11 protein-coding genes and 2 pseudogenes are annotated in these 15,501 nt (G+C 57.0%); 6 read left to right on the top strand and 7 right to left on the bottom strand.

What is annotated here, in order from left to right; translation table 11 throughout:
- The first annotated feature begins 254 nt into the window (after positions 1 to 254).
- Both C5750_RS23805 and C5750_RS23810 read left to right on the top strand, forming a co-directional pair.
- A complete protein-coding gene (locus tag C5750_RS23805) occupies positions 255 to 1,022 on the top strand; it encodes an alpha/beta fold hydrolase (RefSeq protein WP_105737488.1) in 768 nt (255 codons plus the stop codon).
- Positions 1,023 to 1,128: 106 nt separating this feature from the next.
- Positions 1,129 to 2,094, top strand: coding sequence for a zinc-binding dehydrogenase (locus tag C5750_RS23810; RefSeq protein WP_105737490.1), 966 nt, complete (start codon positions 1,129 to 1,131; stop codon positions 2,092 to 2,094).
- Between the two features lie 16 nt (positions 2,095 to 2,110).
- Here the strand turns inward: C5750_RS23810 and C5750_RS23815 are convergent, their stop codons facing one another.
- The 4 genes and pseudogenes from C5750_RS23815 to C5750_RS23830 all read right to left on the bottom strand — a co-directional run bounded on the left by C5750_RS23815 (position 2,111) and on the right by C5750_RS23830 (position 4,903).
- Positions 2,111 to 2,509: a RidA family protein gene (locus C5750_RS23815; RefSeq protein WP_162800208.1), complete on the bottom strand. Its 399-nt coding sequence runs from the start codon at positions 2,507 to 2,509 to the stop codon at positions 2,111 to 2,113.
- A gap of 60 nt (positions 2,510 to 2,569) precedes the next feature.
- A complete protein-coding gene (locus tag C5750_RS23820; protein ID WP_105737494.1) occupies positions 2,570 to 3,514 on the bottom strand; it encodes a pirin family protein in 945 nt (314 codons plus the stop codon).
- A gap of 318 nt (positions 3,515 to 3,832) precedes the next feature.
- A pseudogene (locus C5750_RS26860) lies at positions 3,833 to 3,969 on the bottom strand (P-type conjugative transfer ATPase TrbB); the annotation flags it as partial.
- Between the two features lie 376 nt (positions 3,970 to 4,345).
- A complete protein-coding gene (locus C5750_RS23830; protein ID WP_245421241.1) occupies positions 4,346 to 4,903 on the bottom strand; it encodes a TetR/AcrR family transcriptional regulator in 558 nt (185 codons plus the stop codon).
- 172 nt (positions 4,904 to 5,075) lie between these two features.
- On the opposite strand from C5750_RS23830, the gene C5750_RS23835 reads away from it, so the two are divergent.
- Together C5750_RS23835 and C5750_RS23840 are read left to right on the top strand one after the other, a co-directional pair.
- Complete coding sequence (locus tag C5750_RS23835) at positions 5,076 to 5,996, top strand: alpha/beta hydrolase family protein (protein ID WP_199538082.1); 921 nt, start codon at positions 5,076 to 5,078, stop codon at positions 5,994 to 5,996.
- 106 nt (positions 5,997 to 6,102) lie between these two features.
- A complete protein-coding gene (locus tag C5750_RS23840) occupies positions 6,103 to 6,852 on the top strand; it encodes an SDR family oxidoreductase (RefSeq protein WP_105737498.1) in 750 nt (249 codons plus the stop codon).
- Between the two features lie 1,105 nt (positions 6,853 to 7,957).
- On the opposite strand, the gene C5750_RS23850 is transcribed toward C5750_RS23840, so the two are convergent.
- Entirely contained in the window at positions 7,958 to 8,857 is a 900-nt protein-coding gene (locus C5750_RS23850; RefSeq protein WP_105737502.1) for a LysR family transcriptional regulator, read from the bottom strand.
- 145 nt (positions 8,858 to 9,002) lie between these two features.
- On the opposite strand from C5750_RS23850, the gene C5750_RS23855 reads away from it, so the two are divergent.
- Entirely contained in the window at positions 9,003 to 9,776 is a 774-nt protein-coding gene (locus C5750_RS23855; RefSeq protein WP_105737504.1) for an SDR family oxidoreductase, read from the top strand.
- Positions 9,777 to 9,887: 111 nt separating this feature from the next.
- A pseudogene (locus tag C5750_RS23860) lies at positions 9,888 to 10,229 on the top strand (IS6 family transposase); the annotation flags it as partial.
- Positions 10,230 to 10,366: 137 nt separating this feature from the next.
- Here C5750_RS23860 and C5750_RS23865 read toward each other — a convergent pair.
- Both C5750_RS23865 and C5750_RS23870 read right to left on the bottom strand, forming a co-directional pair.
- Complete coding sequence (locus C5750_RS23865) at positions 10,367 to 10,768, bottom strand: hypothetical protein (protein WP_105737506.1); 402 nt, start codon at positions 10,766 to 10,768, stop codon at positions 10,367 to 10,369.
- A 25-nt stretch (positions 10,769 to 10,793) separates the two neighbouring features.
- On the bottom strand, positions 10,794 to 15,479 hold the full coding sequence (locus tag C5750_RS23870) for an RHS repeat-associated core domain-containing protein (RefSeq protein ID WP_158531349.1): 4,686 nt from the start codon (positions 15,477 to 15,479) through the stop codon (positions 10,794 to 10,796).
- Between the last annotated feature and the right edge of the window lie 22 nt (positions 15,480 to 15,501).

Raw genomic sequence — 15,501 nt, forward strand, 5'->3', positions numbered from 1 at the left:
GATGACTGCCTGTAACAGCTCTGGTCTGTGTGTCGCTCTGAAGTCTTCGTGCTCGTCGACATCGATCAGTCTTATCTGTCCGCAGATATCGACTAAACGAATGCCGGAATACCTCCAGCGGACCAATAGCAAGACCTGGAGCGTCCACGACGGTGATTATTAGACCGAACGCTTTGCCTTCGGCAGCAAGTTTCGTCCGCGCCTCGGATTCTCCATCCGGGAATACACAAAAACAGATATAGTAGGAACTGATCATGCTCAAGCTTGCTGCAACGGTTGCTATCGCGACCGCCATTCTGTCCGGTGCCGCTATCGCTCAACCGGTCAAGCCCACTATCATCCTCGTTCATGGTGCATTTGCTGACTCATCAAGCTGGAATGGAGTCATCACTCACCTCCAGAAGGAGGGGTACAAAGCGGTCGCAGTCGCCAATCCGCTGCGCAGCGTCGCGAATGACGCCCGCCTCGTTTCCGACGTCGTCGGCAACATCAAGGGTCCGGTGGTCCTGGTTGGTCATTCCTATGGCGGTCAGGTCATCACGAACGCTGCCAAGGGGCACGACAACGTCAAGTCGCTGGTCTATGTCGCGGCGTTTGCACCGGACGCCGGCGAGGCCGCTGCCGAGCTCGCAGGCAAGTTCCCCGGCGGGACGCTTGGGGATGCGCTTGCAGCCCCTGTCAAGCTCACTGACGGCGGCGTCGATCTCTACATCGACCAGACTAAGTTCCGCGCCCAGTTCGCGCACGACGTTCCGTCAGAGGTCTCGGCACTAATGGCTGTCGGCCAACGGCCAATTACTGAAGCGGCCCTGACGGACAAGTCCGGTGAACCGGCCTGGAAAACGCTGCCGTCCTACTTCGTCTATGGCGACAGCGACAAAAACATCCCGGCCAAGGCACTCGGCTTCATGGCGGAGCGTGCAGGCTCCAAGCGGACGGTCGTGGTCGAGGGGGCATCGCATGTCGTGATGGTCTCGCATCCGAAGGTTGTAACATATCTGATCGAAGAGGCTGCGAAATAATCCTGCTTTCGGTCGATATCCGACCACCGTTGCGCGTGTTTCCACCCGCAACGCGATACGCAAGCAGATCCAAATCTGATCGAATACTGAATCGAGGAGTGTCACATTGAAAGCTGTTACAGTTTCGAAGACGGGTGCAGAAACTCACCTTGTCCTTGCCGACCATACAGAACCTGATGCCGCGCCGGACGAGGCAATCGTCGCGGTTCGCGCGTTCTCGCTGAACAACGGTGAAGTTCGCGGTGCGCTCCATGAGGGTACCGATGGTAATCGACCCGGATGGGATTTGTCCGGCGTGGTACAGACGGCCCCAGAAGAATCCGGCTTCCGACCGGGTGATCGCGTGGTGGGCCTGGTATGGAGCGGTGGCTGGGCAGAACGTGTCGCCGTGCCGACGAGCCGGCTTGCCAAAATTCCGGGCGACGTAAGCTTTGAAGTGGCCTCGACCCTCCCTGTCGCAGGTTTGACCGCGGCCGTAGCGCTGCAGAAGAAGGCGATCGGTCCAGGAAGCCGTGTTCTCGTCACGGCGGCCACGGGTGGTGTCGGTATTTATGCAATCCAGCTCGCAGCGGCTGCAGGCGCCCATGTGACGGCCTTCGCGCGGGATGGGTCGAATGCGGAGTTCCTGCGCAGCCTTGGCGCGAACGATATCGCGGTCGGCGTCGAGGCCGGCGAGAAGGGTGGGCCCTACGACCTTATTCTTGAGGGCGTCGGAGGCTCGCTTCTGGGCGATGCGCTGATGTGGCTGGCATCGCGCGGCGTCTGTGTTCTTTTCGGTGATGCTTCGGAGGATACGCTCACGACCTTTGACGCCCGTCGCTTCCGCCTTCAGTCCGGCGGAGCATACGGCGGTACGGTTCTCTACGGTTTCTTTCTCCTCGAGGAATTGACCCGGCCGGATGGCGCGGCCGACGGGTCGGCCATTCTTGCCGACCTTGCGCGGCGGCTCTCCGATGGAAGTCTGCGTCCGGTTATCGGAAAAACCGCCCCATGGGCTACCATCGATGCAACAGCCCGCGAACTCCTGAAAAGAGAGTTCGCGGGAAAGGCCGTCCTTACAGTGGGCGGATGAAGGAAGACCCCAGGATCTATCTGCTCTCCGGTATGCGCGCGATGACCTTGATCTCGAAATCGAACCCGGCCAACCAGTTCACTCCAACGGCAGTCCAGTTGGGATAAGGCGGCTTGGTGAAAAACCTGTGCCTCACTGCCATGATCGTTGCGAACTGGTTCTCCGGGTCTGTGTGGAACGTGGTGACGTCCACGAGATCATCGAACGTGCAGCCTGCTGCATCGAGTGTAGCCTTGAGGTTGTCGAACGCCAGTTGAACCTGACGTTCGAAATCGGGTTCGGGTGTTCCATCGCCACGGCTGCCAACTTGCCCCGAAACAAAAAGAAGATCGCCGGATTGGATCGCTGCCGAGTAGTGATGTTCTTCGTAAAGAGCATGCCTGTTTACGGGAAAGATGGCCTGGGGTTTCGTCATTTCTCGTTCTCTCTTAATAGCTGTCGATGGGTATGTTAACCAATCTGGTTCGACATTCGATTACTTCAGCTGTTCGGGCAGCGGAATGAACTCAGCCTCGTCGCCGGGCGGTAGACGGAAGCGACCATGCTCCCAGTCGCCCTTGCGCCAGGCCTCTTTCGCACCGTCAATTTTCTCCTGCGAAGAGGCGACGAAGTTCCACGAAATATAGCGCGGTCCATTCATTGTCTCGCCGCCGAGCACCATAAGGCGTGCGCCTGCCTCGCCCGCGGTCAGGCTGATCCGGTCGCCGGGACGGAACACCATCATCTGACCCGCGGCAAACGGAGTTCCGGCGATCAGGATGCTGCCCTCGACGACATAGACTCCGCGATCCTCATGATCGTCCGGCAAGGGCAGCTTTGCTTCGGCCGATAGAATGACATCGGCATAGAAGGTCTCAGTGAAGGTCTTGGCCGGGGCCCGTGCCCCCCAGGCCGAGCCGATGATCAGCCGGACCTGCTTGCCTTGATCCTCGATGAACGGCAGCGCCTCGCAGCCGTGATGCTCGAAACTGGCCGCAGTGTCTTCCGCGTGATCCGGCAGCGCAACCCAGGTCTGGATTCCGAAAGCGGTGCGGGGACGGCGGCGCATCTCCTCGCGGGTGCGTTCGGAATGGGTGACGCCATTACCGGCGATCATCCAGTTCACCTCACCGGGGTAGACAATCTGGTCGGCGCCGGTGCTGTCGCGATGGTGAAAAGCGCCCTCATAAAGATAGGTCACGGTCGCCAGCCCGATATGCGGATGCGGACGTACGTCGATGCCAGCGCCAGTCAGGAATTCCGCCGGTCCCACCTGATCGAAGAAGATGAAGGGGCCAACCATCTGTCGTTTCGGGGCGGGTAATGCACGGCGCACTTCGAACCCGCCAAGATCGCGGGTGCGCGGGATGATGAGAGTCTCGATTGCGTCGAGGCTGCCAGTTTCTGGGCATTCGGGGGTCTGTGTGGGATTCCAGCTCATGTCACGTTCCTTCGCTCAAACTGGTTATAGAGGCCACAGCAGGTGGCGGACGATTGGCGGTTGGTCGCCGCATCTTTTGGCAGGCGTCAACCCAAGCTGGTGGGGCTGGTGATCGATCCGAACGGCTACCGAGTGGTTGGGCGAAGAAGCGAGCAAATCCATTATAAAAGGTCATGAAAACGTCTTTTGTTGCCGATGAGACTAGTGTGATTGGCAGGCCAAACCGCCTCCGACAGTGCTTCAAACGACACTGACATTTATATTTATGGTGCGGTAGCGCCCATTCATGCGAAGCTGTGTCACACCAAGGGGAACGGGCAAGTCCGCACCGACTTGGTGCCCGACCAGGCGGACGATGCGTTCGCCGTCGGCGGCCGTCATCGTCTCACCATCTCGACCACAGCCGGGTTTTCCAGAAACCTGGCGATTGCCGCTCCGAACGCGGTGCGCAGCATGCGCACGCCGCGTTGGATCACTTCCCGTCTGTGGTGGGTGGATGCTACCTCGTCCCCGTTTCTCGTTGGGACGCAACAGATGGTCCCGGGATCAGGGATGATTAAAAGAGCCCGGAATCAGGCCGGTTCAACAAGTTTCCGTCGTAGTCGTAGCGTGGCGTGCAAATATAGGAGAATTTTGGCGAGGGCCGCATCTTGACGGATTAGTCGCTGCGATTGGTCGCCGACTGCGTGTAAAAATGCCGGCCGGCGATTCGGCGGCCCTTACAAAGGCAGCAATTGGGTGGAAACCAGTAAGGCTTCGTTTGGAAAGGGGAGCACCGAAAGCTTCCATTTCTGGTATCGGTCCTATCGAGCATTTTCGCGGTAATTGCGGCTATTTTGCCTTCGCCGCACCATACCGCAGGCCATCCAGCAGCAGCATGAGCATTCGTTCGGTGTGCGCCGGCCCATCCTCCCCCGAAGCCACGGCGAGATTTCCGATCGCGCGCAGCAGATCGTAGGGCGCAACGTCAGCTCGGACTTCTCCCGCACCGGCTGCGGCGTTGAGCAGCGTCGACAGAGCCGGTTCAAATCGGCTGCGGAAATAGTCAGGCAAGGCGGCGAATGCCGGATCACCGGAATGGAGCGCGGCGGCCAACCCCTGCTTGGTGGCCAAGAAACGCGTGTAGCGCTTCAGCCAAGCTGCCAACGCATCGGCTGGCCCGCGCTCAGCGGCAAGCGGCGCTGCCGCATCGGCGCACGCATCAACCTCGCGGCGGAATACCGCGGCCACCAAGTCGGCACGCGTCGGGAAACGGCGGTAGAGCGTACCCAGCCCAACGCCCGCTTGCGTCGCGATCTCCCGGATGGGCGCGTCCACCCCCGAACGGGCGAACACGATCTTGGCGGCTTCCAAAACTGCTTCCTCGTTCCTGCGCGCATCGGCACGCATTCGTGGTGTGGGCGCTTGGGCATCGCCAGGAACCGGTGACGCGGCCTCGACTGCATTCCGAAATTTGGTCGACAACATTTTTCGCGATCCTTCTTGCTAAACGGATCAATGATCCGTATTAACAGTATAACGGATCATTGATCCGTTTGCCAGTTCGGAGGTTCGCAGTCCTATGTCCAGCTCGTTCGCTGAAACCCGCGCGCACGCCGCCAGCTTACCCGCTATTGTCTCCATCTCTCCCATTATCTTGCCGTCCCCGGGACGAGGCATTGATCTGCACCTTCGGGTTTCCTTACCGATCGCAGGCGCCGCGCTGCCCTTCGTCGTCTTCTCGCACGGCAATGGCCAGTCATTTCACGCCTATGGCCCCCTCGCTGATTATTGGGCAGCACATGGCTTCGCCGTGATCCAGCCAACACACCTGGATTCGCGGATGCTCGACCTTACCCCGGACGATCCTCGTCGCGCCCAATTCTGGCGCTTCCGTGAGGAAGACCTCGCCGCCGTTCTCGACGGGCTCGATCGCATCGAGAACGAAGTATTGATGATCCGGGGGCGGCTCGATCACTCGCGCATCACGGTTGCTGGCCATTCGCGGGGCGCGCAGACCGCCAGTACCCTGCTAGGCGCCACCCATCCCGATCCCGACGGCGGATCGGTAGTCAATGGGAAGGACAATCGCGTGAAGACGGGCGTGCTGCTGGCGACGCCAGGCCGAGGCAATGACCTGACCGAATATGCAGCTCGTACCTACCCATTCATGTATCCAGATTTCTCGACCATGACGGCACCGACCCTGATCATCGTCGGCGATCGTGGTGTGGGCAGGCTTTCGACACGTGGCGCTGAATGGTGGCGTGATGCCTACGATTTGAGCCCCTCACCCAAGGCATTGTTTACGGCCTTTGGCGGAGAGCATGCTCTTGGCGGCATCCCTGGTTACGAGGCGCTCGAGACGACAGACGAACGGCCCCAGCGGGTCGCCGCGATCCAGCCCCTTTCAACCACCTTCCTCCGCAGCGCGCTATCCCGGCGATCGCGCATTTTCGGATACGGTCTCGGCGCTGGCAGCCGATGCTACGCCGGAAGGTAGCGTCGAGACGAAGTAGGCCGCCGGCGCGCCTTTTCCGGCTCCCTCGTAACGCGCGTCCAGCCCTTCCGCGGTCACGCTATATCATCACCACAAACAGGAGTTTCACATGAACACAATCCTTATCACCGGCAGCTCGTCCGGCTTCGGGCTTGAGACTGCCCGCTATTTCCTCGATCGCGACTGGACCGTCATTGCCACGATGCGCAAGCCTCGTAAGGACGTACTTCCTGCATCCGAACGTCTGCGCATCGTTGCGCTCGATGTGACCGAGGCTGCCAGTATCAGCCGCGCCTTGAACGAGGCTGGACCAATCGACGCCCTCGTCAACAATGCCGGAGCCGGTCTCATGGGCGCGCTGGAAGGCGTGTCGATGGAAGCAATGCGCCAGCTTTTCGAGCTGAACACCTTCGGCACCATGGCGATGACGCAAGCCGCACTGCCCGGCTTCCGCAAGCAGGGATCGGGCGTGATTGTCAATGTGTCGTCCGCCGTGACTCTCAAACCATTGCCGCTGCTATCAGCCTACACGGCCAGCAAGGCGGCGGTGGAGACATTCAGCGAAAACCTCGCCTTGGAGGTGGAGCTGTTCGGGGTACGCGTGCGGCTCGTCATTCCCGGTCGGGCGCCGAAAACTTCCTTTAGCGCGACCGCCCGCGATCGCTCGCAGAACGGCATACCCGAAGCCTATGCCAGCTGGGCGAAACAGGTGTTCTCCGCAACACCGCCGCAGCCGGCCGAAATCACCACTGCGGACGACGTGGCAAAAGCGGTCTGGCAGGCAGTAACCGATGCCTCTTCGCCGTTTCGCATCCTCGCCGGCGCGGATGCCGTAAAGCTTGCCGCACAGGTCGCATAACGGCTCACTTCTGCCCCTTCACCGGCCGGAAGAGTCGAATGAGCCGATGCGCTCCGTCACCCCAATTTCACTCGCCCCTATGAGACACTGAGCGATGACGAGTGGCCGGGTTCCGCGATAGGCCCGTCCGACGGCATATCTCCCGGATCGATAGATCATCCCGAAAATGCCAGCGTCGGATTACGCTCAGGAACGCCATGTCGATCACTCCAGTGCCCCCGCTGAAACCACAGGGGACGATTGAAACAAGGGGCAATTCACAGTGATATTTTCCCGCAATCCAGGATCAGCTCTCAGTGCAAATCAACAGCCGTCGTTTAGTCACCAGCTGCCCCCAACTTTATACGGCCCCGGTTTGCTCCGTTCGCTCCCAATATCGCAACGTCTCATTGTTTTCGACCATCAGATTAATGCGGTGCAAAACAGGAACGTCTCCATGTCCAGCCGACAGGTAGATGGATGAGTGACGATTCATGAGGACGCAGCACCGCTCAATGCTGCGGTATTTCGCCCAAGCGGCCGTAGGGCAATGGAGAGTGCTGTCAGCTTCATGATAGAAATAAAGGCGACCAACAGAGACCTCGAACGCGGATTTCTTGCGTATAAGAGCAAACGCGCGCTTCGGACAGCACGTGTAGAATTTCAATCACGTGAGATTGGACAATATATATCATCCGGCAGGTGTTCATGTACAGCTGCAAAAAGTATTCATGCATGCGAAAACGCCTGCGGACTGGTATGATGCTTAGCTTGGCTCTATGGCCCTGCAAGCCAAGAAATGCTGCGCGGGTGGGCTCTCTCAAACGTTTGATGCACATTCGTCATTGGCGATGAACCGTTAGCCGCTTGGAAATCGGAAAAGAGATAGGTTACAATCAAACTCGGAGTTATCGTGATTGCGAGTTTACAGATATTGTGCGCAAGGGGGAGGACTGGTGGTTTGACCCGATGAATGTGACCGGGCTTGGCAAAGTATGCTCAGTATTTCTTGCCCGGCTTTCACGCGGTTAAGCTCGCCGACTGCGCGTTTATTCAATACGCTGAAAGATTGCCTCGAAGACGACGCGGGCGTTGGTAAAGTCAAATTGCAGTCCCACGACCAAAGTTATAAAATTCGCCGTTTCAGGACTTCATCGAGCCAGTCCGCGAAGACCTGTAGACGCCGTGAAAGATGTTGGCGGTGCGGATAGAGTAGGGTCATCGCCATCGGCGCAGCGCGATGACCGGGCATCACCTCAATAAGTTCACCTGCGTCGAGATGATGTTTTACATCATAGGCCGGGATCTGAATGAGGCCAAGGCCCGCAAGACAACAAGCGATGTAAGCTTCGGCGCTGTTGGCGGTGACCCTCCCCTTGATCGGCATGGTTCGGATTTCGCCCTTCTCAACCCACTCCCAATCTTCAACGCGTCCGTTTGCCGGCGAGGCGTAGTTCACGGCATGGTGGCCGGCGAGATCAGCAGGTCGATCCGGTGTGCCATGATTGGCGAGATAGCCAGGGCTCGCAACGTTGATCAGCGGCAAGTCGCCGATCTTGCGGGCAACCAGACCGGAATCGCTCAACGGACCGACACGCAGAACGCAGTCGACGCTTTCCTCGACAAGGTTCACTGCCCGGTCCGTGACCCGCAACTCAAGATCAAGCTCAGGGTAAAGGGCCAGGAACTCCGGCAGCGCCGGGGCGATGATTAGACGCCCTATCCGGCCCGGGACATCAACCCTGAGATACCCGGCCGGCCCAACCGATGTGTGCCGGAACAGCCCCTCGGTCTCTTCCACATCAGCAATCAAGCGCAGGCAACGCTCGTAGAAGGCAATTCCATCCTGCGTCGGCGTTACCTTACGCGTCGTGCGATGAAGGAGCCGTGCACCTACCCGGCTCTCAAGTTCAATAATGGCTGCCGAAACCGACGAACGCGGCAGAGCCATCGTGTTGGCAGCGCGTGTGAAACTGGCGCACTCAATGACGCGGGTGAAGACACGAAAAAGATCGATGCGGTCCAATGATCCACCTTACGATTGTCCGTTATTTCTGACAGGTGATGTTAGAAACGATGGCTTTATAGGGATTTTTTAAACGATAACCTGGGGCTTGGAAAGCGGCCGCATGGCTGGGTGTGTGTATCTGAAGATGAGGAGACTTAAATCCATGACGGATCATAGCATTAGGGGTAAAACAGTTCTCATCGCGGGCGGAGCGAAGAATCTTGGAGGGCTGCTTGCCCGGGATCTGGCCGCCCAGGGTGCCAAGGCTGTGGTGGTGCACTACAATACCGGTGCAACCAAGCTGGCCGCCGATGAGACCGTTGCGGCGATCAAGGCTGCCGGGGCGCAAGGGTTTGCCTTCCAGGCCGACCTGACCACGGCTGGGGCAATGGAGAAGCTGTTTGCCGATACAATTGCTGCGGTGGGCCGTCCCGATATCGCAATCAATACGGTTGGCAAGGTGGTGAAGAAACCGTTTGTCGAGATCACCGAGGCTGAATACGACGAGGCGACCGCCGTCAACTCGAAATCGGCCTTCTTCTTTCTCAAGGAAGCCGGCAAGCATGTGAGCGACAACGGCAAGATCTGTACTTTAGTGACGTCGCTGCTCGGTGCCTACACGCCGTTCTATGCGGCTTATGCTGGCACCAAGGCGCCGGTCGAGCATTTCACGCGAGCAGCCTCCAAGGAATTCGGCGAGCGCGGCATCTCGGTAACCGCCATTGGTCCCGGCCCGATGGACACGCCCTTCTTCTATCCCGCCGAGGGCAAGGATGCGCAGGAATATCATAAAACCGCTGCGGCGCTGTCGCCGTTCTCCAAGACCGGATTGACCGATATCGAGGATATTGTCCCCTTTATCCGCTTCCTCGTCTCGGACGGCTGGTGGATGACCGGCCAGACCATCCTTGTCAATGGTGGTTATACGACGAAGTAATCTTGGAATGGGGCCGGGCGATTAGCCCGGCCCCATCCGCTCCTCAACGGGCTCTGTTGGAAAAAATTCGGTGATGCGAAAGAGTGCGGAAGATTTTCAGCGAGACTTTTGATGAGCGATTTCAAGTGGCGCCATTTTGAAGGTAAGATCATTCTTTGGGCAGTGCGGTGGTATTGCCGCTATGGCATTAGCTACCGTGAACTTGAACAGATGATGGGTGAACGGGGTGTGCCTGTGGATCATTCCACGATTTATCGATGGGTGCAGAAATACGCCCCGGAGATTGAAAAGCGGCTGCGTTGGCACTGGCGCAGGCCACAATCAACAAGCTGGCGCGTTGACGAAACTTGTGTAAAGGTTCGTGGCCAATGGACTTACCTGTACCGGGCCATCGACAGCAACGGCGATACGGTTGAGTTCCTGTTCAGCAAAAACCGCGACCTGAAAGCAGCTCCGGATTTGCGCGTCACTCTCTTAACAGTCCACAGCTACCGAAACATTTGCGGCAAAATCCTTTTTTGAAAGACCGTTCCCGCCTCTTTTGTAGAACCAGAGATTTCGACGTTCAAATCTAGCAGATGCTAAATATTCTACAGAAGTTCGCGAGATACGGATTGCTGAATGCGGTTTTCTTCTGGTATCTCGGCGCTGTATTGAACAATATCCCCAACAAATAGATAATTATTGAAGAAGTTTATTATCTCCTTCGATATGGAAGTTTGGCAAACAATTTCAACAATTTCGTAGTTATCCAAAAGCTTTTCTTGGAATGTTAAAACAATTCTTCTGGAAAAAAACTCGATCTTTGAGCACCCGCCATATTGTCTCTCGCTATTATACATGAACTCAGTCTCATTGAGGTCTTCATCATCTTCCAGATAAGTTCCCGTCGCGACCGAAAACGCAGAATCGTCGGTTATGAAATTGATCGCATTGGTATCAAATTTATCGTATACAAACTCTATGATTTTGGCATCTAGACGCAAATTCATCAGTTTTTCTCCCTATCGATATACTTTAACAACATTGCTTCTGATTGCGTCGTTCGCGCTTTGCCAACGCCTTTGCTGCTTTTTGAGGGTCGGTTTTCCATTGATGAGCCACGCCGTTTTTATCCACCCAATTATATTCGATGCTAATATTCTTGTTGACAGCGGCATCGTTCATGTTCCCTCTACAACCAAAGCATGGCGGCAACCTAGCTTCCGTATATATTACCCGGTCTCCAGGCTGAATCCTTTCATTAAATATACTAGCTGATTCCGTATGCGTCATAATTTGCTCGGGCCATGACAACGTACGTCCCGGATTGGTGCCTCCGCTCTTGAGCGCTTCCGTATATCTCAAGTCGCCCTTGGAATCATAGACGGATATCCTGGCTTCATGTGGATCCAGGCCAAAGGGATCAACAAAAATGGTTGGCCGTTCAACATAACCATGTCGTCTGGTACCTCCAGCCAATCCAATTGGATCTGGCGAGATATATTGTCCGGCCAATGGGTCGTAATAGCGAAAATGGTTAAAGTAGAGTCCGGTCTCGGCATCTTCATACTGTCCCTGAAAACGAAAAGGACAAGCCAGAACAGCGACGTCACCCTCCAAGCCGGACTCCATTGCATCCATCGACACCGCCGCATTGCCGGATGTGAGCGGCGTTTTCAGCGACTTGACTTTACCCCACACATTGTAACTTGCGGCCCATTGCAGTTTGCCGGCTTCGTCGAACATTTCCCGCGGCGTGCCAAGATGGTCGGTAACGATATAAAGAAGACTGCCGTCTGGATTTTCTTTGGCCAGCGGGCGGAAACTGTCAGGCTCAAAGTGCCAGCCTATGGCGCCATCCCAGTCAACAGTGCCATCAAGCCGGAATGGGGCTTGTTCAGCCAACACATTGCCATCCCAGAAATAATGCACCCCGATTATCGGCGGCCGCGCTTCTTGAACGCGCAAGCCTCTCAGTTTTGCTTCTTCCAGGTAATAGGATTCACGATCTGCATCGGAAGCAGTTCGGATGACATCGGGGAAAAGCCTGGCATAATGCTGCTTCTCTGCCTCAGTGAATGTTCGCACTTTCCACAACCGCCGTCCAAACGGATCGTAGGCATAGACCCAGGTTTCACCCTCGGGCGTCACGCATGAAATCATGCGATCCTTGGCGTCCCAGCCATAGGCCCAGGCTTTTGGGCGAAAGCCAGCGCGCTCAACACGCCGTTTGACAACGCGCCCGCGCTCATCATGAGTCAGAAATATCTTTTCGTTTTGCGGTCCGCGCGATACTTTGATCCGTCCGCCCGGGGTGGAAAGCACGGTTGAAAAGCCATCTTCCGGACGCCGGGTCGAACGCCCGAAACGCGAACCGAAACCCGACGCGACACCGACAATGTTAAGCGCCGCGTCATACTGAAATCGCTCTGTGGTTAGTGTGCGGCTTCCGTCTTGATCCGAACTCGATAGCTCATCAGTGCGGGCTGCCGTGACCTGACCGTTGCCGTCGTAATCATAGACGGTCGCGCCAAACAATTGATCATGGATGGCCAGTGGCGCGAATACTTTGTTCCATTGATATGAACGCTCCGTCACCGGAGCGACATGCCTTGGATCAACAGCCCCAGTGGCCCGCGTACCAGCGATCCCGCCCCCCCCGTTGATGGCACGTCCTGCGGATTGCAGCAATAATTGCCCGGCCAGATCATAGCTCTGCACCAAACGAAAACCCGCAGCGCTCTCGCGCCGCGTTTCCTGACCCAGGCGGTCACGGGAAAAGGCAAGAGGTGCATGGTCAGCAATAACAAGACTCTTGATAGCACCCAGCGGGTCGTAGATCGACTTTACAAGCCTTTCGCCAATGGCGCGTTCAACCCGGTTGCCGCAACAATCATAAACATTCCCGGCCCGGCGTCCGTTCGCAGTTTCTGCGACAATTGCCCCAAGCTTATCACGTTCAAATTCGATGAGAGCCGACGCATTTTCTGCCCTGACAACCAAGCCGCGGCCATCATACCAATAGCGGGTGATATCTTGCGGTGCCGTTGAATCCGGTGCAAAGGCCTCTTCGCGCGTCAAAGCACCCGTTTTGTCGTAAGAAAATTTTAAGTGCGCACCATCGGCGTATCGTGTCTCAACAAAGCGATCTGCCGCGTCGTAGACATGGCTGATCGTCAGTCCGTCAAAATCTGTTTCGCTGACAACGCGACCGGCAGCATCACGTTGGAATGTCCAGTGCAATCCGTTCTGGTTCTCAACATTGATGAGTTTGCCGAAGTGATCATATTTGAAGCGCAGCAATCCACCCTTGGGATCCTCCAGTTCCTGCAGCAAATCAAATTCACCGAAACGATAGGTTGTGGTACGCCCCTCACCGTCGGTCGCTCGGACCACGGCTTGATCCGCATCGAAAGAGCGGGACGTAACCACGCCATCAGGTCTGGCGGTGGTAACGGCTTCCCAGAAATCGCCACCCCTCTGATCGGCGTAGGCAAAAAGGGTAGCACCGCCGGCGGGATCGACGATGGACGTGACGCGCCCAAATGCGTCGCGCTCGAAGACTGTTTTCTCGCCGGAAAAGCTGCGAACACCGATCAAGCGGTGATATTCGTCGTAATCCCGCTGCTCGATCAGACCGTCGTGCCGCATAATGCCGGTCGGTTGACCGGCGGCGTCGTTGACAATATCGGTCCGGAATCCCAGAGGATTCTGCGTCGAAACCAGATTGCCCTTGTCATCATGCTCATAAAGCCAGCGATTGCTTTCGGCGTCGAACATGATCTGAAGATCACCGTCACTGCTCCAATAATAGAGCGTCTCTCGTCCCTCGGCGTCGGTAATTGCCGCGACATTGCCGTTGTCATCGTAGCGGTAAGAGGTCCGGTTGCCTTCAGCATCAATTTCGGCTGTTTTTTCCCCGTTTGGACCATATTCGAAATAACGTGTATGTCCAAGCCCATCCGTTTCGGCGGTGGTTCTCCGGTCATCATTGTAATGAACGGTTGTGGTGGCGTCCGGGCGGTTTACCGGGATATAGGTCGTTCTGTTCTTCTCCGCTTCATAGGCCATCCGATACCGGAATGTACTGTCGCGCGTGTTGACTGCGATGACCCGGTCGTTCTCATCATAGACATATGTGCTGTCGAGTTTGGCACCATCCGAACAACCGGTCATCCGGCCTTTGGCATCATAGGTATAGATGTGCGACGGTCCATACTGGTTGGCGGCCGACACCATATTGCCATCAGCGTCGTAGGCATAGGAAAGCAGAGCTTTGCGCGATCCATCACAAGCAACAACATCGATTGCCTGCCGGCGGCCGGATGCGTCATTGAAAAAATGCAGCGACAGACCATCAGGATGCACGAGCCGCTCCAGATGGCCTGCAGCATCGCGTTCGAAGGCAACGGTATTGCCGTTGCGGTCCTTTATATACTCCAACCGCCAAAGGCCGTCTGGAAACTTGCGAAATGTCTTGCGCAAGCCCCGATCCTTGAGGATCAGCCGGCGCCGTGCGTCCGCCGCCAGTCCGAGATGCGAGTATTTTACATTCCGGCTGAAATAGCCTGGAATCGGTGTCGGCGTCGCGAAAATGGCCTCAAGACTGGATGCCATGCGGTAGAGCAGAGTTCCATCCGCAAGGCGCTCGATTGTTTCATCCAGCGGACCGGTGCGGTTGCGCCCCAGTGGACCGTCCACACCGAGATCCGAGGAGTAATTGCGGTAGAGGGCGAGAGCAATGGTCCAGCCCATGTGGAATTCCGGTGTGTGCAGAACTTTCGCCCCCGTGGCAAAAGCCACGGGCTGCGACGTGCAGGTAATGCAGTTCTTTGCCGGATTTTCCTCCGGGTCTTTCTTTGGCTTGACGTTTTCCTCTTCCGTCAATGTCTTTTTTGCAGCTTCTGTTTCACGCGCAGCTTTGGCGGCGGCCTCCTCTGCCGCAGCCCGTTTTGCCAGCGCCTCTGCCGTCGCCTGTTCGGCGCTCTTCACCAAGGGACCAGCTTCCTCCCCAACCTTTGCGATGCCCGTTCCGGCTCTTCCCAGTTTTGGGACCGGCGCGAACAGCAGGGCCGTATCACCGACACCGGTGCCCCAATCTCCGACGCTTGCCTGCTTTGCCATGCCGACAACCATGGTCACGGGAGAGGACACAATGGCTTTTCCGACTTCCAAATTACCGGCTATGCCGGACTTTGCCATTTCGGCACCTTCGTCGCGCACCTTGTCGTCACCGGTCACAACGCCCTTGATGTAGGTTATCCCGCCATAGGTTTGCTTGGCATTGTTGACGACGAGTTCCTTTCCGAGTCCAAAGAGTCCCTCGACCATCCGCACGGGAGCCATGGCCACATTCTTGATATTGTCGCCAAGCGTATAAACTGGCCTGCCAGCCTCGAGTGCGGCCTTTTCCCGCTCATACATGGCGATGGTTTCTTGGCGGTTAGGCCCTTCCATTGGCGGCGGGCCATCGCCAGCCCAGGTTGGCTCAAAGGCAGAGTCAGGCGCATTTTTTGCGCCCTCAATCATCTCGTTAAGCCTGCCGATCTGCTCCTGCCGGAGCTTGGCGTGGTCGGCATCTTCCTGTCCGGCAACCGCATCCACCCGCACACGCGCCTTGGCATTCCCCACCTCTTCGCCGGTGGATTCGCCATCGCGCGTCGTGACATAGACCTGTTTGCCCATTCGCCAGGCAATTTGCGTCTCACCGCCATCGGGCATCATTCACTCCATACAAAATCAA

This window comes from Phyllobacterium myrsinacearum (assembly GCF_002980555.1).
Lineage (GTDB): Bacteria > Pseudomonadota > Alphaproteobacteria > Rhizobiales > Rhizobiaceae > Phyllobacterium > Phyllobacterium myrsinacearum.